General features: G+C 38.8%; 15 protein-coding genes and 1 tRNA gene. 5 read left to right on the forward strand and 11 right to left on the reverse strand.

The window, feature by feature from the left end; all coding sequences use genetic code 11:
• Window positions 1-48 precede the first annotated feature (48 nt).
• Window positions 49-1,587, reverse strand: a complete 1,539-nt coding sequence (locus tag JEM65_RS04775) for a YifB family Mg chelatase-like AAA ATPase (RefSeq protein WP_199597568.1) — start codon at window positions 1,585-1,587, stop codon at window positions 49-51.
• Between the two features lie 391 nt (window positions 1,588-1,978).
• On the opposite strand from JEM65_RS04775, the gene JEM65_RS04780 reads away from it, so the two are divergent.
• Window positions 1,979-3,448 carry an SLC13 family permease gene (locus tag JEM65_RS04780; protein WP_199597578.1) on the forward strand — a complete coding sequence of 490 codons (1,470 nt, stop codon included), beginning with the start codon at window positions 1,979-1,981 and terminating at the stop codon, window positions 3,446-3,448.
• A gap of 117 nt (window positions 3,449-3,565) precedes the next feature.
• On the opposite strand, the gene JEM65_RS04785 is transcribed toward JEM65_RS04780, so the two are convergent.
• The 4 genes from JEM65_RS04785 to JEM65_RS04800 all read right to left on the reverse strand — a co-directional run bounded on the left by JEM65_RS04785 (window position 3,566) and on the right by JEM65_RS04800 (window position 8,887).
• A complete protein-coding gene (locus JEM65_RS04785; RefSeq protein ID WP_199597584.1) occupies window positions 3,566-4,525 on the reverse strand; it encodes a YheT family hydrolase in 960 nt (319 codons plus the stop codon).
• A 57-nt stretch (window positions 4,526-4,582) separates the two neighbouring features.
• Complete coding sequence (gene ade, locus JEM65_RS04790) at window positions 4,583-6,205, reverse strand: adenine deaminase (RefSeq protein ID WP_199597596.1); 1,623 nt, start codon at window positions 6,203-6,205, stop codon at window positions 4,583-4,585.
• On the reverse strand, window positions 6,206-7,519 hold the full coding sequence (gene tilS / locus JEM65_RS04795) for a tRNA lysidine(34) synthetase TilS (protein ID WP_199597604.1): 1,314 nt from the start codon (window positions 7,517-7,519) through the stop codon (window positions 6,206-6,208).
• Window positions 7,520-7,597: 78 nt separating this feature from the next.
• Window positions 7,598-8,887 carry an anthranilate synthase component I family protein gene (locus JEM65_RS04800; protein WP_199597606.1) on the reverse strand — a complete coding sequence of 430 codons (1,290 nt, stop codon included), beginning with the start codon at window positions 8,885-8,887 and terminating at the stop codon, window positions 7,598-7,600.
• An 81-nt stretch (window positions 8,888-8,968) separates the two neighbouring features.
• Between JEM65_RS04800 and JEM65_RS04805 the strand changes: the two genes are divergently transcribed.
• From JEM65_RS04805 to JEM65_RS04815, 3 genes are all read left to right on the forward strand, one after another.
• Window positions 8,969-9,859: an aldose 1-epimerase family protein gene (locus JEM65_RS04805; protein ID WP_199597608.1), complete on the forward strand. Its 891-nt coding sequence runs from the start codon at window positions 8,969-8,971 to the stop codon at window positions 9,857-9,859.
• A gap of 102 nt (window positions 9,860-9,961) precedes the next feature.
• Window positions 9,962-11,311, forward strand: a complete 1,350-nt coding sequence (locus JEM65_RS04810) for a DEAD/DEAH box helicase (RefSeq protein ID WP_199597616.1) — start codon at window positions 9,962-9,964, stop codon at window positions 11,309-11,311.
• A 15-nt stretch (window positions 11,312-11,326) separates the two neighbouring features.
• Window positions 11,327-12,106, forward strand: coding sequence for a S1/P1 nuclease (locus JEM65_RS04815; protein ID WP_199597618.1), 780 nt, complete (start codon window positions 11,327-11,329; stop codon window positions 12,104-12,106).
• A gap of 1,578 nt (window positions 12,107-13,684) precedes the next feature.
• On the opposite strand, the gene JEM65_RS04820 is transcribed toward JEM65_RS04815, so the two are convergent.
• The 4 genes from JEM65_RS04820 to JEM65_RS04835 all read right to left on the reverse strand — a co-directional run bounded on the left by JEM65_RS04820 (window position 13,685) and on the right by JEM65_RS04835 (window position 16,683).
• Window positions 13,685-13,760 (reverse strand) — tRNA-His (locus tag JEM65_RS04820).
• 97 nt (window positions 13,761-13,857) lie between these two features.
• Window positions 13,858-14,574 (reverse strand): bacillithiol biosynthesis deacetylase BshB1, encoded by a 717-nt coding sequence (bshB1, locus tag JEM65_RS04825; protein ID WP_199597625.1) that lies wholly within the window; start codon window positions 14,572-14,574, stop codon window positions 13,858-13,860.
• A gap of 4 nt (window positions 14,575-14,578) precedes the next feature.
• Window positions 14,579-15,472, reverse strand: a complete 894-nt coding sequence (rlmF, locus tag JEM65_RS04830) for a 23S rRNA (adenine(1618)-N(6))-methyltransferase RlmF (protein ID WP_199597627.1) — start codon at window positions 15,470-15,472, stop codon at window positions 14,579-14,581.
• 41 nt (window positions 15,473-15,513) lie between these two features.
• The gene (locus JEM65_RS04835) at window positions 15,514-16,683 is read right to left on the reverse strand and encodes a trans-sulfuration enzyme family protein (RefSeq protein ID WP_199597772.1); all 1,170 of its coding nucleotides are present in this window, start codon (window positions 16,681-16,683) and stop codon (window positions 15,514-15,516) included.
• 227 nt (window positions 16,684-16,910) lie between these two features.
• On the opposite strand from JEM65_RS04835, the gene JEM65_RS04840 reads away from it, so the two are divergent.
• Window positions 16,911-17,588: an HAD family hydrolase gene (locus tag JEM65_RS04840; RefSeq protein ID WP_199597629.1), complete on the forward strand. Its 678-nt coding sequence runs from the start codon at window positions 16,911-16,913 to the stop codon at window positions 17,586-17,588.
• A 5-nt stretch (window positions 17,589-17,593) separates the two neighbouring features.
• On the opposite strand, the gene mscL is transcribed toward JEM65_RS04840, so the two are convergent.
• Entirely contained in the window at window positions 17,594-18,046 is a 453-nt protein-coding gene (gene mscL, locus JEM65_RS04845) for a large conductance mechanosensitive channel protein MscL (protein WP_199597636.1), read from the reverse strand.
• Between the two features lie 112 nt (window positions 18,047-18,158).
• Window positions 18,159-21,350 carry a cytochrome c biogenesis protein CcsA gene (gene ccsA, locus JEM65_RS04850; protein ID WP_199597645.1) on the reverse strand — a complete coding sequence of 1,064 codons (3,192 nt, stop codon included), beginning with the start codon at window positions 21,348-21,350 and terminating at the stop codon, window positions 18,159-18,161.
• Window positions 21,351-21,481 lie beyond the last annotated feature (131 nt).

The raw sequence follows: 21,481 nt of genomic DNA on the forward strand, positions 1-21,481 counted from the left end.
GCGCAGCGATCTTAATTCTTTATCATTATTGTCCGATAAAGAACAAGATTAACCCAACCAACCATCTCTATCTAAGCTTCTATATTGAATGGCTTCACTAATATGAGATCCTTTTACTTCTGTTACGCCTTCTAAATCGGCAATAGTTCTTGAGACTTTTAAAATGCGATCATAAGCTCGGGCAGAAAGATTTAAACGTTCCATGGCTGTTTTTAAAAGGTTTTTGGAAGCGTCATCCAAAATACAATATTGGCGGATTTGCTTGGTATTCATTTGCGCATTGTAATGCACATTTTGGCTGTCTTGAAAGCGTTCGGTTTGGCGCTCTCTAGCTGAGGTGACACGCTTTCTGATCTCTATAGATGCTTCGCCTTTGCGTTCGTCGGATAATTTTTCAAAAGGCACAGGAGTTACTTCAATGTGAATGTCTATACGGTCTAAAAGCGGACCTGAAATTTTGCTCAGGTAGCGCTGCATTTCAGCAGGAGACGAGGTCACTGGTGCATTGGGATCGTTGAAATACCCACCCGGACTTGGATTCATACTTGCCACCAACATAAATGATGATGGATAAGTCACTGTAAATTTCGCTCGGGAAATGGTGACCTCTCTGTCTTCCAAAGGTTGGCGCATCACTTCCAAAACATCGCGTTTAAACTCTGGTAATTCGTCTAAAAACAACACCCCATTATGAGACAGTGAAATTTCTCCAGGTTGAGGGTAGCTACCACCACCAACTAAGGCAACATTTGATATGGTATGATGTGGGCTTCTAAACGGCCGTTGAGACATCAATCCTGTATTGTCCTTGACGCGCCCAGCTACGGAATGGATCTTGGTCGTTTCTAAGGCTTCCCGCATGGTCATGGGTGGTAAAATGCTCGGTAAGCGTTTTGCCAACATTGTTTTCCCGGCTCCAGGGGGTCCGATCAAAATAATATTATGTCCGCCTGCCGCCGCAATTTCCATACATCGCTTGATAGATTCTTGACCTTTAACGTCAGAAAAATCAAATTCTGGAAAATCTAAGTTTTTGTAAAATTCTTCTTGCACATTGATTATCGTGCGCTCAATAGGCTCATTTTTGTCAAAAAACTCAATCACCTGTTTAATGTTTTCAACGCCATACACTTCCAAATCTGATACAATAGCCGCTTCTTTTGCGTTTTGTATGGGTAGAATAAATCCTTTGTAACCTTCCTCTTGGGCCTTAATGGCGATTGGCAATGATCCTTTGATAGGTTGTAAATTACCATCTAAAGATAATTCGCCCATAATCAGATAATCCTCTAAATTTTCAGCTTGAATTTGTCCCGTGGCGGCCAAAATCCCAATAGCCAAAGTCAGATCATAACTGGAGCCTTCCTTACGTAAATCGGCGGGCGACATATTAATAATAATCTTCTTTCCCGGAATTTTATAGCCATTATTTTGAAGGGCTGCTGCAATACGGAAGTTACTTTCCTTAATCGCATTATCTGGAAGTCCAACAAGATGATACCCCACACCGTTATCTACATTGACCTCAACAGTTATTGTTGTGGCCTCCACACCAAAAACGGCACTTCCGAAAACTTTTTTGAGCATAAGGTATTGATTTGGTTAAATGTAGGAAGAAAGCTTCTAAATACAAAACAGAAAATTGGGATAGAAATAATATACTACTATTTTTAAAAATAGTATGTTTTTAGGACAGATACCATATTGAGAAATTGTTGGTTGAAAAAGCCAACAATGGTATAGGTTTATTACGTTAATGAAAATACCAAAAACGGAAAACATCAACAACGCTTTAATATAGTTGGTGGTGGAAACACCAACAGCGGCTTCGTAACTAATTAATATGGTTGTTGGTGGAAAACACCAACAAAGGCGTGAATACCCCAAGAATGATGAATTTAATGCATCAGCAAAGATCCTTTTAATTTTTTTAAACAAAGTTCTAAAAAGCATATCTTAGTTGCATCAACCAGATTTTATGAGCAACATTAAACGCATCGGTTTTCTATTAGGACCACTAGCTTTTATCTTAATTCTATTATTTTTCAAACCAGAAGGCCTTTCCACAGAGGCACGAGCCATTTTAGCCTCCACGGCATGGGTGTCCATTTGGTGGATTACGGAAGCGATTCCTATTGCGGTTACTGCATTATTGCCTATTGTACTTTTCCCCTTATCTGGCGGCTTGGATCTTGGCACCACTACGGAATCCTTCGGCCATAAGTATATTTTTCTATATATCGGCGGATTTATCATCGCCATTGCCATTGAAAAATGGAGCCTACACAAACGCATTGCCTTAAACATCATCAATTTTATTGGCTCTGATATTAAGAAAATCATCATGGGTTTTATGGTGGCCACCGCTTTTTTAAGTATGTGGATTTCCAATACCGCCACGGCAGTGATGATGCTACCTATTGGCATTGCCATTATTACACAGCTGAAAGACAATCCAAATACAGTTGAAAATGAAACCAATTTATTTGGTAAGGCCTTGATGCTGGCCATCGCCTACAGTGCTTCCATTGGCGGAATTGCCACATTGATTGGTACACCTCCAAACTTAATTCTGGTTGGGGTGGTCTCAAATATTTATGATTATGAAATCACCTTTTTACAATGGTTTATGTTTGGATTGCCCATTTCAGTGGTTCTACTTTTTATTTGTTGGAAATATTTGACCTCTTACGCCTTCAATTTTGATCAGAAGGAATTTCCAGGAGGCAAAACAGAAATCAAACGATTGTTGAAATTACTCGGTAAGATCAGTTATGAAGAAAAATTGGTGGCCATTGTTTTTGGAACAACGGCCTTCTTTTGGATTACCCGTTCCCTCTTATTTGACAAATTAATTCCAAAATTAGACGACACCATCATTGCTCTAATTTTTGCAATTGTCCTGTTCCTGATTCCTTCAAAAGATAAAAAACAAAAACTGATGACTTGGGAAGATGCCGTAAAATTGCCATGGGGTGTTATTCTACTATTTGGAGGTGGTTTGGCTATTGCCAGCGGATTTGAATCTAGCGGATTAGCTGTATGGATTGGTAACCAAATGACGACATTTGCCGGTTTATCGACAATTATTCTTATTCTCTTGCTGATTGCCGCAATCAACTTTTTAACAGAAATCACCTCCAATACAGCCACCACAGCAATGTTGTTGCCTGTTTTGGCCCCTATGGCCGTCATTGTTGATATTCATCCTTTTATTTTGATGGTTGGAGCGGCAGTAGCTGCCTCCTGTGCCTTCATGCTCCCCGTGGCGACGCCCCCAAATGCGGTGGTTTTTGGCTCGGGGTATTTAAGAATTCCCGATATGGTGAGGAAAGGGATTGTGATGAATGTTATTTCAATTGTCATTCTCACGTTGTTTGTGTATTTTATGTTGCCCCTGCTCTGGGATTTGACGGTGGAAGGGTTCCCGGAGGCTTTGAAACGATGATATTTTACAGACACGAATTTCACTAATTTACGCGACGCGATCATTCCAATTTTGTGACAGATTGCTAGACCATCTTATTATGTAATCTATCCTAACGTCGTGGCTTTGCGCGGGTCATTACTTTGAATGTTCCTTAACAAACTCCAAAGCACGTTTCTCGGTATAATAAAATCCGCCACGTTGCACGAATCCTACATGCCCGCCGTGTTTTGGCATTTCTAAATAGAGATTAGAATTGTTTTTGGCGGCTTTTACAGGAAAACATTCGGGGGTTAAAAATGAGTCGTTGAGCGCGTTAATGATTAAACTAGGCACTTTAATAGTGGGTAAAAACTGTAAACAGCTGCTTTGTTCATAGTAGTCTAATGCGTTTTTGAATCCGTGGGCTTTTGAGGTGTACACTTCATCAAATTCTGTTAGGGTGTTGATAGAATTTAAGACCTCGTCTGATAATTTCTCGGGGAAGTTATTTTGTTTCTCTTTTAGACTGTTGACTAATTTCTTTTTAAACCGGTCGTGAAATAATCTGTTCTTTAAACTGTGCAGCTGCTTAGCCGAATGTTGCAAACTACAGGGTACCGATATGCCAATACATGCTTTCACTTGAGAAGGCACATCGCGTTCCCCTAAGTATTTTAAGGCCAAATTACCCCCCAAGCTGATGCCATAAATATAAATCTCTGCATAGTGTTTATCGTTAATAGCGTGCATCACAATAGCGTGCAAATCTTCAGTGGCGCCAGAATGGTAGGCATAGTATTTTCGGTTTGGCTCGCCACTACAGCCTCTAAAATTGACACTGATGGCGTCTATGCCATTTTGGTTGAACAGTTTTGCCGTACCCGTAAGATAAGGACGTTGGCCATTGCCTTCCAATCCGTGGAGTAAGATGATTACCTTCTCTGATTTTTGTTCTGCGTAGCTCCAATCCAAGTCAATAAAATCGCCGTCTGCCAATTCCAAACGATCGCGTGTTTGATCTAAATCGACTGTTCTAAATAATCCCGAATAAACTGTGGCAATAAACCCTTTTCGGAATAAAAAAGGGGCTTTAAATGTGGATTCTATAACGGGCATTTATAAGTATTGTTTAGATTGTTGATTGAGAAATATAGAGCAAAATTATAAAAAACATTATTCAACGGTTAAGCTCGTAAATTTAAACTCTTTTCCGTTGAAGAGGCCTTTATCGCTGAGTTTCAATGCCGGAATGACTAAAAGTGCCATAAACGATAAGGTCATGTACGGGGCATTCAACGTACTTCCCAATGCTTTGGCCATTCTGTCTAAATCGGCATAATCTTTTCCCACGGTTTCTCCATCTCGATCGCTCATGATTCCGGCTACCGGTAATGATAAAAGTTGTTCTTCAGCATCAGACACAGCACAAATACCGCCTTTGGTTTCAATCAATACATTGACCGCTTTACAGATCATTTCATCTGAAACACCAACGGCAATAATATTGTGTGAATCATGACCAACAGAACTGGCAATAGCACCTTGTTTCAATCCGAAATTCTTTATAAAAGCGATGGCTGGCGGCTGATCTTGATACCGATTTACAACGGTCATTTTTAAAATATCCGTTTTTACATTAGAAACGAGGTTCCCATTTTCAATCAAACTTTCATCAACAAGTTCCTTAGTGACCAATTGCCCTTCCAAAGCTTCAATTACACGAATGTGCTTAGATGTAGATGGAAATCTAAAATCGCTGACATTCTTTTTAGACGTATTGAAATTATTAAGATTTTTAAAGTCCACTTTTTTAATCAACGATTTGCCTTGATCAAAAACCAACGCCCCATCAATATAGGTCTGTAAGGTTTTAAATACCTTTAAATCTTGGACGACAATCATATCTGCCGCGTCTCCAACTTTTAAAGCACCAACATCCAATCCATAATGTTTTATAGGATTGAGGCATGCCACCTGTAAAACCTTAAAAATGTCCATCCCTTTTGCAACCGCTCTTGCACACAGATTGTTGATATGATGCACTACTAAATCGTCAGGATGCTTATCATCACTGCAAAACATCATGTTTTCAAAATGCTCAGGCAATAAATCGATAAGAGCCTCAAAATTTTTGGCGGCACTTCCTTCTCTGATTAATATTTTCATGCCCTTTTGAAGCTTTTCCAGGGCTTCCTCATAAGTAAAACATTCATGATCTGTAGTAATTCCCGCATTGATATATTTCGTAATAGCATCACCCACAACACCTGGCGCATGGCCATCTACAGGTTTATTATACTGTTTTGCCCAAGCGATTTTTTTCATCACTTCAGGATCATCGAACAAAACACCGGGATAATTCATCATCTCCGCCAAATATTTGATGTCCGGATTTTCAAGAAGTTTTTTGATGCCATCAGCATTGATAATGGCGCCTGCCGATTCAAAATCTGTAGCGGGAACGCAAGAAGGCGCTCCAAAATTAAATTTGAATGGGACTTTTTTACCATTCTCAATCATAAACTCAACACCTGCTACGCCGAGTACATTCGCAATTTCATGCGGATCTGAAACAGTGGCTACCGTACCGTGCGTTACTGCCAAACGGGCAAATTCACTCGGCACCAACATCGAACTTTCAATATGAATATGCGCATCCACAAAACCTGGCATAATGTAATGTTCAACATCATGCCCCTTTTCGGCAATGTTTGAAATCTTTCCATTTTTGATGGAGACTTCGCCTTTAAAAATTCGTTTATTTTGGATGTCGACTATTTGTCCTTGTAACTTCATTTACTGTAGGTCTATTTTTAAAATTTTAGTGGTATTCTCGGTTACTTTAAATCGATCATCTGCACGTTTCCCTACCACCCAAACCACTTCATCATCGGAAACCAGAATCCATATGTGTTCTTTTTCAATTAAGGATAATTTTTCATCCTTAAAATATTTGCTCAACTTCTTCTTCTTCCCTTTCATTCCCAGAGGATAAAACACATCACCTTCCTGCCATTTTCTTAAGATCAATGGGAAAACCAGTTTTTCAGCATCAACATATATTGTGGTGTTTCCTGTATCCATAATTGCAGTAACGTGTTCAAAACGCAAGGTTCCAAAAGGTACGACTACTTCTTGATCGGATTTTTGAATGGCAATAGGGGCTTGATCAGTTTCAGAAGCAATTTCACTCAGCAATAAAAACTCGCGGTCTTTTAACAATCTATGGGTTGAAGAAAATACCTGTTTCCCAGATTGGGCATCCAATAAATTCACAACGTCATTCCACGCCGTAAAATTAAAATCCTTTAAAAGTTGGTAAAGATACGCCTTCGGATTGGACAGCTGTTTTAATTTAAGAACATCCAGCTTAATTTGATCATCCTCAGCGGTGGTCAATTTTTTCTGGATTCTCACCACACTATCGTCAATAAGATCTTGACTGTCCTGTAAATTTGAGATGGTGGTTTGAAAATTCTGAAGCAATTGCGAATTCATCTGTTTTAATATCGGAATGATATCATGGCGCAATTTATTCCTCAAGTACTTGGTAGACGCATTACTACTGTCTTCCTGCCACGCGATGTTTTGGTCAATGGCATACACTTTTAACGCTTCTCTAGAAAAAGGCAATAACGGCCTTACAATTTTACCCGTTACTTCAGGAATTCCGGTTAAGCCTTCCAAACCAGTCCCCCTGGTTAAGTTTATTAAAAACGTTTCAAGATTATCATCCGCATGATGTGCCGTAAGGATATAGTCGAATTTCAATTGCTCTGCGAGTTCCTGAAACCATGTATAACGCAATTCGCGAGCAGCCATTTGTATGGACAGTCCCTCCTCTTTAGCGTAGTTTTCCGTTTCAAAACTCTCTATAAACACTTCCATATCCAAATCATCAGCCAACTGTAACACAAAATCTTCGTCAGCATCACTCTCCGCTGCTCTCAAATTGAAATTACAATGCGCCAACGAAACTTTTAAGTTTAATTGATGGCATAAATGCGCCAAGACCACACTATCCAAACCACCAGAAATGGCCAGCAATAAGCGGCTGTCCTGAAGCATATTCAAATTACTCTCCAAGTGTTTCTTAAAAGTGTCTCGCATGTCTTTTTTTGTTAAAACATTAAAAATTAGAATGGCAACGCTTCGCATTTTCCCTACCGCGTCTGGCTCTAAATATAATTAATTTTCAAGCACTTCCTTCATCGCTTTTGCCTTAATCAGGCATTCTTCAAACTCTTTTAGAGGATCGCTTTTTGAAGTAATCGCGCTACCTACTGAATAGGATACATATCTATTCTCTGCATTATAGAGGATACTTCTGATGATCACATTAAAATCAAAATCACCTGCAGGAGTAAAATAACCGATGCTTCCAGAATAAAGCCCGCGCTTGGTTGCTTCAAGATTTTCAATAATTTGCATCGCTGAAATTTTAGGCGCTCCGGTCATGCTCCCCATAGGAAACGTGGTTTTCACAATCTGGACTGGGGGGATGTTCGCATCAACTTCCGAAGTTATGGTCGATATCATCTGATGCACTTGTTCAAACGTATAAACGGCACACAATTCTTCAACGGTGACGCTTCCTTTTTTAGCGGTATGAGCTAAATCGTTACGCACCAAATCAACAATCATGATGTTTTCACTACGCTCCTTTGGATTGTTTTGGAGCTCGTTTTTCAAGTTTTCATCGATGAGTGTATCGGTAGAACGCGTAGCGGTCCCTTTTATGGGCTGCGAAATCACTTTTTGATTTATTTTTGTCAGATACCGTTCCGGAGAGGCACACAACACATAGTGTTGATGATTCTTAAAATACGCAGCAAAGGGCGCTTTTGAAATGGTGTTGAGTTTTATATAAGTTTCCAACGGATCAATTTCGGTTTTTTCAGCATAAAATTCGTGACAAAAATTGGCTTCATAAATATCCCCTCTATGAATATGTGCCAACATAGTATTGACTTTCTCAAGATACTGTTCCTTAGTCAACCGCATCTGAATATTGACAGGTGTTAATGGTGTTCCTTCTTGGTCCAGTTTATAGGCAGCAATGTCTTTTAGATCTGATTCCAATTCATCATCGACCATCTTTAGGTACTGCATTTCAACAACATCACCTGTGATTAAAAAAAGTTTTTTGGGTTGAAAAAAGAACAGTTCCGGAAAGTCTAAACCGTCAACATGTTCAGATTTGAGGTGTTCAATATCGTTTTTGAGATCGTAGGTAAAGTAACCAAAAATCCAATCCTTAGTGATGGTCTGGTACTCTTGCAACTGATCAAAAGCCTGTTGGCAATCTGTAGAAATACAGGTAAATGCATCTACCGCCAACACGGTATCGTAGGTACTGTAGTGTTGCTGATGACTATTGGAATCTAACCAAACCACTTCCTCAAATTGCTGGCTCCACTGTAACAGTTGTGCTTTAAAATCTGGATTCGTTATTGTAAAAGTGTGTCGTGTTCTCAAGGCTCAATTTTGCGAAGTAAAGTTAATCACATTCTGCAAACTTATTAAGAAGTTTGTACTTTAGTTAAAAAATTAAAGATCATGTTTATCCTAAAGAATGCCCTTTTAGAGCTCGCCATTCATCCTAGCGGCGCCGAATTACAAAAAATTTCTGCAGTGCAGAAGCATTTAGAATTTATGTGGGATGGTAATCCTGAAATTTGGGCAGGACACGCACCCAATTTATTTCCGATTGTTGGTGCTTTAAAAGAAGATACGTTCACCTTTGAATATAAGAACTACACGTTGCCTAAGCATGGTTTTGTAAGACGCAACCCTAATTTTACAGTGGAAAACCAGAGTGATCAGCATCTTGCATTAAAATTGACATCTTCTGAAGCAACACTCAAAAATTATCCGTTCCATTTTGAATATTTAGTGAGCTATAAATTAGTGGACAATCAAATTACGGTCACTTACACCGTCAAAAATACAGGCCAAAAAATTATGTATTTCTCAGTTGGTGGACATCCCGCATTTAAATGTCCGTTGTATCCTAATGAAGTTTATAGTGATTATTCTCTAGAATTCGAAAAAGCAGAACACTCGTTGACCCATCTCATTAACATGAGTAATGGACTCTTAAATTTACAAACGGAACCGGTGTTCAAATCACCAAAGTCCATTGCTTTACACGAGCATATTTTTGACCAAGATGCGCTGGTTTTTAAAGATCTCAAATCGGATAAAATCACCTTGAACAGCAAAACGCATGGAGAAATTTTAACTTTAAGCTTTACAGATTTCCCGTTTTTAGGGATTTGGGCAAAATCAAAAGCAAATTTCGTGTGTATAGAACCTTGGCAAGGGGTTGCCGATTCTGAAAACAGCAATCAAATTTTACAAGACAAAGAAGGTATTGTGGCTCTTGATAACCACAAGACTTACAGCGCTTCATACACCATTGAAATACATAAAGCGCATTTAGCATAAGTTGATTATTAGCTTTAACTTTGCCGCTTGTAAGGAGCAAATTATTTTTAACAGTATACCATTGACTTTTTACAACATCTTAAACACATAAAACCAGACACCTTGAGCTTTAAAAACCTGAACTTAAACACCCCATTATACAACGCCCTGGACGATTTAGGGTTCACTACGCCTACACCAATTCAGGAACAAGCCTTTAATGTGGTGGCTTCAGGTAAAGACATGGTGGGCATTGCGCAAACAGGTACAGGTAAAACATATGCCTATATGTTGCCAATTCTTAAAAATCTGCCGTTTTCCACACAAGAAAACCCTAGAGTACTTATTATGGTACCAACCCGAGAGCTGGTGGTTCAGGTGGTGGATGAAATTGAAAAGCTTACCAAATACATCAATGTGCGGGTGCTTGGTGTGTATGGGGGTGTGAATATCAACACGCAAAAATATGCCGTGGCTCAAGGATTGGATATTGTAGTGGCCACTCCAGGACGTTTGTTCGATTTGGCGGTTAGCCATGTATTGCAATTGAAATCCATTCAAAAAATGGTGATTGACGAGGTAGATGTCATGCTCGATTTAGGATTTAGACATCAACTGCTTAATATTTTTGACATTCTTCCGGAGCGTAGACAAAACATTATGTTTTCAGCCACCATGACGGATGATGTGGATGAATTGATTACCAATTTTTTTATCAAACCTCAAAAAGTAACCATTGCCGTTTCTGGAACACCTTTAGAAAATATCAGTCAAGAGCGTTATAATGTGCCTAACTTTTACTCTAAAGTGAATGTATTGAAACATCTATTGGCGGATAAAGAAACCTATAACAAGGTGCTGATTTTTGTGGCTTATAAAAAAATGGCCGATTTGCTGTTTGATAAGGTGGAGGAACACTTTCACGATGAAAGCTGCGTCATTCATTCCAACAAAACCCAAAACTACCGACTCAGGAGTATTGAACAATTTAGAGAAGGTAGTAACCGCATCCTGATTGCGACAGATGTGATGGCTCGTGGACTCGATATAGACCATATCAGTCATGTGATCAATTTTGACACGCCTAACTTCCCTGAAAACTATATGCACCGTATTGGACGTACAGGACGTGCCGAACGTGAAGGTCAAGCCTTAATGTTTTCTACAGAAGTTGAACAGGAATTGGTGAATAATATTGAGGAACTGATGCAGATGGAGATTCCGTTAAAAGAACTTCCAGAAGGTGTTGAAATGTCTACAGAACTTCTTGAAGAAGAGCGACCACAGTTTAAAGAACGGAACAACCCACTGAAACGACGTGATGAAGATGCTCCTGGGCCTGCTTTTCATGATAAAAAAGAAAAAAACCAGAAAGAAAACTTAGGAGGTTCGTATAGACGAGAAATTGTAAAGAAATATAAAAAGCCTAAAACTAGAGGCGACAAAAATTACAACAGACGCAATAAAAAATAACACGCTCAAAACTTTATGAAACCAATTTCATTACTAATATTAACTGTGGCACTAGTATTCAGCACCCAGAGTTTTTCTACCAAAAAATGGGGTGCTACAGGGCATCGCGTTGTAGGCGCCATTGCAGATAATTACACGAGTAATAAAACCAAACGTCATCTTAAAAAACTATTAAATAACCAATCTTTGGCCTTTGTATCCACATATAGTGATGATATAAAAGCAGACCCGCGCTTTAAGGCCTATGATGTTTGGCACTACGTGAATATGTCTTTTGACGACACCTATGAAACTTCAAAAAAAAATCCTGAAGGCGATTTAGTTACAGCAATAGCCTATTGTAAACGCATAATTACAGATGATTCATCTTCAGATGACGACAAGGCATTCCATTTAAAAATGCTGATCCATCTCATTGGCGACTTACACCAACCAATGCATGTAGGACGTGCGGAAGACAAAGGTGGCAATGATATTAAATTAAAATGGTTTTATAAAGACACTAACCTTCATAGAGTGTGGGACAGTCAGATGATTGAATCCTATGGGATGAGTTATAGTGAGTTGTCAGAAAACGCCGATCATTTATCAAGAGCTCAAGTAAAATATCTTCAAAAAGACGATGTTGTGGATTGGGTAAATGAAACACAACACCTTACAAAAGAAATTTATAATTCTATTGAAGTGGGTGAAAATTTAAGTTATGGGTATTCTTATAAATATCTAGATACAGCACGTACGCAAATGCAAATTGCGGGCATCCGACTGGCTAAGGTGTTGAATGATTTGTTTTAATTAACATTTTTGTCATGTCGAATGTAATGAGATATCACATCATCTTTGTACCATAGAGCACCCACGATCTCGGAATGACAAAACCACAAAGTCGATAGGGAATGGCATTCAACATTTTAGTTATGTCGAATGTAATGAGACATCACATCATCTTTGTACCATATAGCCTCCACGATCATGGGATTCCTACTAATGTCGGAATAACAAATTGCAATGGGATGACAGGGCGTAGAAATCCCACAACTTTTTGACTTGATCCCATTTTTGTCATGTCGAATGTAATGAGACATCACATCATCTTTGTACCATAAAGTACCCACGATCATTGGATTCCTACTAATGTCGGAATGACAAATTGCAATGGGATGACAGGGCGTAGAAATCCCGCAACTTTTTGACTTGATCCCATTTTTGTCATGTCGAATGTAATGAGACATCACATCATCTTTGTCCCATAAAGTACCCACGATCATGGGATTCCTCCTGACGTCGGAATGACAAATTGCAATGGGATGACAGGGCGTAGAAATCCCACAACTTTTTGACTTGATCCCATTTTTGTCATGTCGAATGTAATGAGATATCACATCATCTTTGTACCATAGAGTACCCACGGTCATGGGATTCCTCCTAACGTCGGAATGACAAAACCATAAAGTCGATAGGGAATGGCATTCAACATTTTTGTCATGTCGAATGTAATGAGATATCAAATCATCTTTGTCCCATAGAGCACCCACGATCTCGGAATGACAAAACCACAAAGTCGATAGGGAATGGCATTCAACATTTTAGTTATGTCGAATGTAATGAGACATCACAACATCTTTGTAGCATAGAGCCTCCACGGTCATGGGATTCCTCCTAACGTCGGAATGACAAATTGCAATGGGATGACAGGGCGTAGAAATCCCACAACTTTTTGACTTGATCCCATTTTTGTCATGTCGAATGTAATGAGATATCACATCATCTTTGTCCCATAAAGTACCCACGATCATGGGATTCCTCCTGACGTCGGAATGACAAATTGCAATGGGATGACAGGGCGTAGAAATCCTACAACTTTTTGACTTGATCCCATTTTTGTCATGTCGAATGTAATGAGACATCACATCATCTTTGTACCATAAAGTACCCATGATCATGGGATTCCTCCTGACGTCGGAATGACAAAACCATAAAGTCGATAGGGAATGGCATTCAACATTTTAGTTATGTCGAATGTAATGAGACATCACATCATCTTTGTACCATAGAGCCTCCACGGTCATGGGATTCCTCCTAATGTCGGAATGACAAATTGCAATGGGATGACAGGGCGTAGAAATCCCACAACTTTTTGACTTGATCCCATAAACACAACAATTGTTCTTGATCCCAGGCTTCTCGCCCTATATTTTTTATAAAACATTGGATACAAAAAAAGCCCCCAAATTGCTTTGAAGGCTTATATCCTGGGTGGAAGACCGGGCTCACTCACTTCGACTACGCTCAGCACAGGCTTCTCGCCCTGTATTTTTTATTAAACATTTGATACAAAAAAAGCCTTCAAATAACTTTGAAGGCTTGTGTTTTGGGTGGAAGACCGGGCTCGAACCGGCGACCCTCGGTACCACAAACCGATGCTCTAACCAACTGAGCTACAACCACCATGTAGCCGCATCTTGAGATGCGTTCCCACCTATACCGGTAGGAAGGTGCAAATGTATATTATTTACTAATGTTTACAAAGTCTTTTTGAAAAAAAATTACACTAAATCGAATAAACTTTTTACGGCCGGGTAACGCTCCACCGTAAACCCCTCAGCGTGTTCTGTTCCTATCAATCGGCCTAAATCTCTAGCTCTGTAATCAATGCTATCAGTAAAGTTTTTACTGCTAATTGGCGTTTGTGGTGCTTTGCTCTCAGGGTCAAAGAATTGCGTTTTATAGGCATGTACAGCTTCAATCTTTTTGTCTATAAATCCGGAAACATCTACCACTACATCTGGTTCAATAGTTTTCCATTGGATATAATGATACACAAATTTTGGACGCCACTGCGATTGAATGCTGCCATCCAATTCCGTTTCTATTTTCATCAGGCCGCTTAAAAAACAAGCATCACTTACCAACTGACTGCCTTTGCCATGGTCAATATGCCGGTCCTCAATAGCATTGCACAAAACTATTTCAGGTTGATACTTTCTAATCATTTTGATAAGTTGCAGTTGGTGATCTTTGTCGTTGATAAAAAAGCCATCGGCAAATCCCATATTTTCTCTAACAGCAACACCCAAAATCTTGGCACCTTCTTCAGCCTCTGATTTTCGAGTCTCCGCTGTTCCTCGCGTGCCCAGCTCACCTCGTGTAAGATCAATGATGCCCACTTTTTTACCATTATGGATTTCTTTGGCAATAGTTGCACCACATCCCAACTCCACATCGTCAGGGTGCGCTCCAATTGCTAATATGTCTAATTTCATATGTTTAATTTTTATGCCAATCGTTTTGTTCTTGTGCGCTTAAAAAACTCCAAGCCACTATCCTACTCACTTTGTTACCCTGAATCATATCCACCACCTGAAACTCTGTAGCGCCCAATTTTTTTAAGGATGCTCTCATCGATTCGACGTGGTTGACGTTAGATACCAAACTTGTATACCAAAAACACTGTTGTTTATATTGTGAACTTTCGTATAAATAGGTGTGCAAAAAGGCTTTCTCTCCGCCGGCATAACACAACTCTGTTGGCGTGCCACTGAAGTTCCGCACTACTTTGTCTCCTTCCTTGCCCAAACCTTTCAGTTTGGTTTTGGTGGCTTCAAAAGCATCTGCTTGACTTTTAAAAAACGGCGGATTGCAAACCGCAGCAGTAAATTTATCGGTAGGTTTGATAATTCCTTTTAAAATATGTTGGTAGTCATTCTGCAATCGCAACTCAATAGCAGCCTCTAGATTATTCTTATCGATTATTTTCTGGGCAATCTCAAGGGATTTTTTATCAATATCAGTACCCACAAAATTCCAATGATAAATAGCATTCCCTAATAGAGCATAGATACAGGTTGCGCCCGTTCCTACATCCAACACATTAACGTTGGTTTCTAAACCACTTCGCCTTAAAACATCAGCCAAATGGTGCATATAATCTGCCCGACTGGGGATGGGTGGACATAAATTTTCGTCTGGAAACTCCCAAAATTTAATATTATAGTGAGTGGCTAACAATGCCGTATTTAATGCTTTTACAGCCTCAGGGTTTGAAAAATCTATGGTTTTGGTTTGATAATCATTTATAAACACATAAGGTTTTAGGACCTCAAGGTTTTTGATGAGTAATTCAAAATCGTATTTCTTGTTATGGAGAGAGTTTTTGTGCAAATTTGTGGGGTTCTATTTTTTGTAATGTTTCAACTTTAATTCTAAGCTAATTGTTTGGTATTTTTGACCTTGGTGATGGCTTGTTCAATATCAGCTATCAAATCATTTTTTGATTCAATACCTACTGAAAAACGGATCAAATTATCACTCACTCCAATAGCATCACGCTCTTCTTGTGTTAACAATGAATGCGATGTTTTATGCGGAGACAGCACTGTACTTTCAACACCTGCCAAACTCATTGATGATTTGATCAACTTCAATTCCTTTTGAAATACCAAAGCATCTAAACCGTCAGCCAATTCAAAAGACATCATGCCTCCAAAACCTTTCATTTGCGATTTTGCCAAGGCATATTGTGGATGCGTTTTAAGCCCTGGATAAAAAACATGTTTGACATCGTCATGAGTCTCTAAAAATTTTGCCAGCTTTTTAGCATTCTTGTTTTGGGCCTTAACACGTAAAGCCAAGGTTTTCATACTGCGCTCCAACATCCAAACGGTCATGTCACTCAAACTGCCACCCAAGTTTTTGGCAACGTTCCAGATGATCTTCATATGCGCATCACTACACGCAACCGCTCCCGCTAAAATATCAGAATGTCCGCCCAAATATTTTGTAGCAGAATGCATGACAATATCTATCCCAAAATCTATTGGATTTTGATTTACAGGGCTGGCAAAGGTATTGTCGATTGTGGTGATTAGGTTTTTAGATTTCGCCAGATCAGCCACCCCTTTAATATCCGTAATCGTCAATAGCGGATTAGATGGTGTTTCAATATGGATGACTTTGGTGTTTGGACGGAGCGCTGCTTCAAAGTCTGAAACTTCATACCCGTCAGTAAAGGTGAAATCGATACCGTATTTAGGAAACTCTTCTCTAATAAAATTACTGGTGCCGCCATAAAGCGTATTTTGAACAACTATATGATCGCCCTGCTTTAAAAAAGCCAAAAAAACCGTACTAATGGCGGCCATTCCACTTCCAAAAATCATACCCGCTTCGGCATGCTCTAGAGCAGCGATTTTTTTAGAGGTAAATTCTTGATTGGGGGTATTGAAATAACGTGGATAGCGTTTAACATCCACATCTTCAAACTCATAAGATGTAGACATATAAATTGGAGACACTGCGCCTTTAAACTGTTCATCCTTAATTTCGCCAACATGCGTGCAAATAGTATTTAATCCGTATTTTGATTTTAACATAAGTTCTGACATTTAGTAAAGCTTAAAATTACAAATAAATGGTTACACATGCATCCCATAAAACATTGGTTTTTCAAATAAATAACAATTAAGTCCTTCTTAATACATTATGGCTCATCTCCAAAAATTTAGCCCCATGTCATAAATAATCAAAACTTCACATCATTTTTAGGGATTGAAGTCCATTTCTCTTATATTCGTAGTGCTATTAATAAATTACTCTCCACATGCTGAAAGCCGTATTATTTGATATGGATGGTGTTATCGTAAACACTGAACCTCTACATCGCAAAGCCTATCACCTCATGTTTGAGGATGTCAATATCAACGTTTCAGAAGCCTTATATACGTCCTTTACGGGGCAATCCACAAGAGCTATTTGCGAAATATTAGTTGACCATTTTAAATTGTCATTGGGTGCGCAAACGTTAATAGGTCTTAAGCGAGATCATTTTAAATATTTATTTGAGAATGATGACGAATTAGATCTTTTGCCAGGCGTGTTGGACTTAATTAAAGATTATTATGACAACGGATTGACCTTAGTTTTGGCGTCTTCTGCCTCTATGGATAATATCAACAATATCTTTAAACGCTTTGATTTAAACCCCTATTTTGTGGATAAATTGAGTGGGGCCGATTTAAAAGCTTCCAAGCCTCATCCTGAGATTTTCGAAAAGGCAGCATTGGCCTCTGGTCATAAGCGTCACGAATGCATCGTGATTGAAGACTCTACAAACGGAATTAGAGCAGCAAAAGACGCAGGAATCTTTTGCGTGGGCTATGACAGTCTACATTCTCATGATCAGGATTATGAATTGGCCGATTTGGTTGTTACTAATTTTAAAGCTATTGGCTATCCTATTATTTCAGCCCATCTTAACACAGAGCTGGCTCAAAAATAATTTTTTTACCTAGTCTCCTTCTGTTGTGCCAACAATTTGTTTTGTTCTTCCATCAATTCTTTTAGCTGGGAAAGCAATTCGATATCCTTTGGGGTTTTTACAGTTTTATCTTTAGGATCTTGAGCTTTATTTTTAAGACTATTTAAAAATCTGACAAGGATAAAAACAGTAAATCCAATAATCATAAAATCCAGAAAAGTCTCAAAAAGCTCTCCATACCCTATGGCCACTTCATCAGAAATTAACTGTCCAGCGGCATCGGTCGTTTTATCTCTTAAAATAAAACGCCTGTCCTGAAATTTTAATCCATCAGTCATTAGAGATAAGGGCGGCATCAGCACCTTTTTCACCAAGACATCAATAACTTTATTGAAAGACGCGCCAATAATGATCCCAATGGCCATGTCCATCATATTCCCTTTAACGGCAAATTCTTTAAATTCTTTAAGAAATTTCATGTGGTTTAATATTTATACTTTAAACAATTTTACTCTTTTTCATGATTAAAATTGGAACAGCCACAAACAAAAAATGTTTATGGCTGCCTCATATTATAATCGTATTCAGTTCTTATTTTTTATAATATATAGCGTACTTTCTGTAAGCAAATATGGCCAATACGGCTACTATACCAACGGTAATAGCTATAAATTTCAGGCTCACAATTTGATCTCCACTTGCATAAGCATGTAGACCTGAAAGATAGAAATTCACCCCAAAATAGGTCATCATAATACTCGCAAATGCAATAATAGACGCCAGGTTAAAACCGAAGCGACCACGAAGTCCAGGAACCAATCTCATATGGATTACAAAGGCGTATACCATAATACTGATCAGTGCCCAAGTTTCCTTAGGATCCCAACCCCAATAACGCCCCCAGCTTTCATTGGCCCACATCCCTCCTAAGAAGTTACCGATGGTTAATAACACCAAACCTGTGGTGAGTGCCATTTCATTAATAATAGTGAGCTCTTTAATGCTGAGCAACATTTTACTTCTATTCTTCTCAGTGGTGCAAATCATCAATATCAAGACCACCGTACCTAGAATCATACCAAGCGCGAAAGGTCCGTAACTCATCACAATTACCGCCACGTGTATCATTAACCAATAGCTATCTAAAACCGGCTGTAGCGTTGAAATTGCAGGGTCCATCCAATTCCAATGGGCTACCATCAAAATAATGGCCGTCACAAACGCAGTTGCGGCAATAGTTAAGTCACTTTTTCTACCAAAGGCCAATCCAAAGAACATGGTGGCCCACGCCACATAAATCATAGATTCATAAGCATCACTCCAAGGCGCATGTCCTGAAAGATACCAACGGACACCAAGCCCTGCGGTATGCAATAAAAACAACCCTAAGATGATAAACACAAATACTTTGACACCCCAATTGATAAATTTATTATTACCATTAAATATTTGAATGATCAATAATATGAACATCAAAGTTCCGGCATACATATACCAACTGAACAGGTTTTTAAAAACATCATATTTGTTATACGCAATTTCAGTGGTCACCTTCTGATCAGAAAGCATGACTTCACTCCCATATTTTTCTTGGGTCTTTTTAATGCCGTTCAGTACATCATCTGCTCTCGAAAAATCGCCATCCTGCTTCGCTTTATTAAGTGTCAATAAATAGGCACTGAAGCCATTGTTCATGAAATTAGCCAAAAGAGAATCTTCTATCTTTTCTCTATAATTCCCTTCCCTAAATTCTTTGGATGAAATCCATTTATTGTTATCGTCATTAGGCACTGGGAAAATTTTCATGGCACGACCTTCTAGGGCATTGTGCAATAAATTGACCCGCTGATCTGCTTCTTTAAATTCTTTTTGAGACCCATTTGGAATCTGGGCTCTGTAAGCTTCATTAAGATAAGGTTCCAATTTATACGTCCCATCTTCTGTAAAGAAATCAATAAAAGCCACGTATTTTTTATCCATTGGCGCCCCAATAATGCTTCTAATAGTGTCTGCTTTTTTAGGTGCTAAGTAAATAATTGGAACATTATACCATAACAGTGGACTTTCTTGAATGGAAAGCATGATCTGGTTGGCATCAAATTCTTCATAGGAATCATGCTTGCTGAGTTTTCTTAAAATCTCTGAAGCATACGTATCCATTGGCATCATACGTCCGCTATAATCCTGTACAACCAGATGTGCAAATTTATCAGCATGCTCTTTAGGAGTAATATTAGCCCTTAATACCGAATCAATTTGCGCTTTTGATGGACGCCCATGGTCATGACCGTCATCTGGTGAATGCGTTTGTGAAAACCCAAAGGTGGTAAAAGCCAAAACGAGAACAGTAATCATCTTTCGTTTTTGATTTTTAACTTTTTCCAGCATCCTATTTAAGTCGGCAAAACGCGTATTCTTGTCAAACCAAATTGCCATCAACCCAATATAAAGTAAAATGTATCCAATGTAGGTGATCCAAGTTCCCCAAAAATCATGGTTTACCGATAGTATGGTCCCTTTTTCGTCTGGATCAAAACTTGCCTGAAAAAAACGATAGCCTCTATGGTCCAAAATATTATTCATATAGATATGGTAATCAAAATCGCCTTGTTCCTTATCCAACACAGTGACTTTACTCTCATAGGATGAATAACTCTTTTCCGTTCCTGGAAACTTCTTGGCTATAAAATCATTAAGTTTTACTTCAAAAGGCAGTTCAATCAATTTAGAACCGTATTTTAAAGCCACTGTAATATTTCCAAATTCTACTTGCTCAAATGGGTTGTTTTTATAAGGGCCTCCCAAGACATTGACACGTTTTGTTTCACCATTAACAGTCACTTTCATCACTACGCCATCTTCATCACCCTTAAGCATTTCCGATTTTTTAACCACGTCAAAAACCCCTTTTATCACCGGTTTCGGGAATACCATAGACATATTACCAATCTGGTAACGCGACCGCAAAATTAAAGGTTGTACACTGTCCTTTACCACAATACCCGTAGCGCGGGTGGCCATGGTCATGTATTCGCCCTCATAGGGTGATTCAATAGTCAACCCGTCAGAGGTACTCATAATATTGATGGCTCCGGGTGTTGGCTTATCTAAAGCGATTAAGACGTTGTGTAAATTTTGAACTTCTCCAGATTTCAAGAAGTGATTGTGGGGTTGCCCTTCTCCCGCTTCAACTATTTTCAGATAGGATTCTCCAGATTCGTCAGGGATGACATCTGTTTCTGCCGCTTTAATATATTTTTCAAGTTCTATAGTAACTGGAATGTTGTTATAGTCGGTTTCAGCCTTAAAGCTATTGTTCAAACGGTATGAAAAATCGACTTCACGCTCAATAATCTTGCGTTGGGCCATGCCATCTACCATATAATCGCCATCAATATAAGCAGTGACATAGGTTTTTTGAGACAGGAATTGTTTTTCGGTTTCACCCTCTCTTATAGCAATCATGCCTTCATAACTAATATATCTGGTAATAAATGCACCAAAAATGATTAGGACAAAGGATAAATGCAAGGTTAAAGTCGCCCATTTTTTCCAACGGAGTAAACGGTAACGAAACATATTGCCGATAAAATTGATCATAAAAATCCCCATAATGGCTTCAAACCACCAGGCATTGTAAATTAAATGTCGTGTAAAAGGTGTTGGAGAAGTTTCTTCGTTGGCGTCTAAAAAGGTTCCGATGGCCATTGCTAGGGCAAAAACAACAAATAAAATGGCTGTTAACCGGGTGGAGAAAAGAATGTTAGCTAGTCTTTTTTGCATGGTATAAGGACGGTTTTTTGGGCTTTCCTTTAAGCTGTGCAAATTTAGCCATTTTTGTTGATTGGTTTGGAATTAAAAGATGTTAAAGTTGAGATAATTAAGATGGGTGGAAGGTTGCTTTAAAGAAGTAA

Source organism: Gelidibacter salicanalis (assembly GCF_016469035.1).
Taxonomy (GTDB): domain Bacteria; phylum Bacteroidota; class Bacteroidia; order Flavobacteriales; family Flavobacteriaceae; genus Gelidibacter; species Gelidibacter salicanalis_A.

Excerpts from the sequence above, each read along its gene's own strand:
- JEM65_RS04775 (WP_199597568.1), bottom strand. The coding sequence starts at position 1,587 with ATGCTCAAAAAAGTTTTCGGAAGTGCCGTTTTTGGTGTGGAGGCCACA.
- JEM65_RS04780 (WP_199597578.1), top strand. The coding sequence starts at position 1,979 with ATGAGCAACATTAAACGCATCGGTTTTCTATTAGGACCACTAGCTTTT.
- JEM65_RS04785 (WP_199597584.1), bottom strand. The coding sequence starts at position 4,525 with ATGCCCGTTATAGAATCCACATTTAAAGCCCCTTTTTTATTCCGAAAA.
- ade (WP_199597596.1), bottom strand. The coding sequence starts at position 6,205 with ATGAAGTTACAAGGACAAATAGTCGACATCCAAAATAAACGAATTTTT.
- tilS (WP_199597604.1), bottom strand. The coding sequence starts at position 7,519 with ATGCGAGACACTTTTAAGAAACACTTGGAGAGTAATTTGAATATGCTT.
- JEM65_RS04805 (WP_199597608.1), top strand. The coding sequence starts at position 8,969 with ATGTTTATCCTAAAGAATGCCCTTTTAGAGCTCGCCATTCATCCTAGC.
- JEM65_RS04815 (WP_199597618.1), top strand. The coding sequence starts at position 11,327 with ATGAAACCAATTTCATTACTAATATTAACTGTGGCACTAGTATTCAGC.
- bshB1 (WP_199597625.1), bottom strand. The coding sequence starts at position 14,574 with ATGAAATTAGACATATTAGCAATTGGAGCGCACCCTGACGATGTGGAG.
- JEM65_RS04835 (WP_199597772.1), bottom strand. The coding sequence starts at position 16,683 with ATGTTAAAATCAAAATACGGATTAAATACTATTTGCACGCATGTTGGC.
- JEM65_RS04840 (WP_199597629.1), top strand. The coding sequence starts at position 16,911 with ATGCTGAAAGCCGTATTATTTGATATGGATGGTGTTATCGTAAACACT.
- mscL (WP_199597636.1), bottom strand. The coding sequence starts at position 18,046 with ATGAAATTTCTTAAAGAATTTAAAGAATTTGCCGTTAAAGGGAATATG.
- ccsA (WP_199597645.1), bottom strand. The coding sequence starts at position 21,350 with ATGCAAAAAAGACTAGCTAACATTCTTTTCTCCACCCGGTTAACAGCC.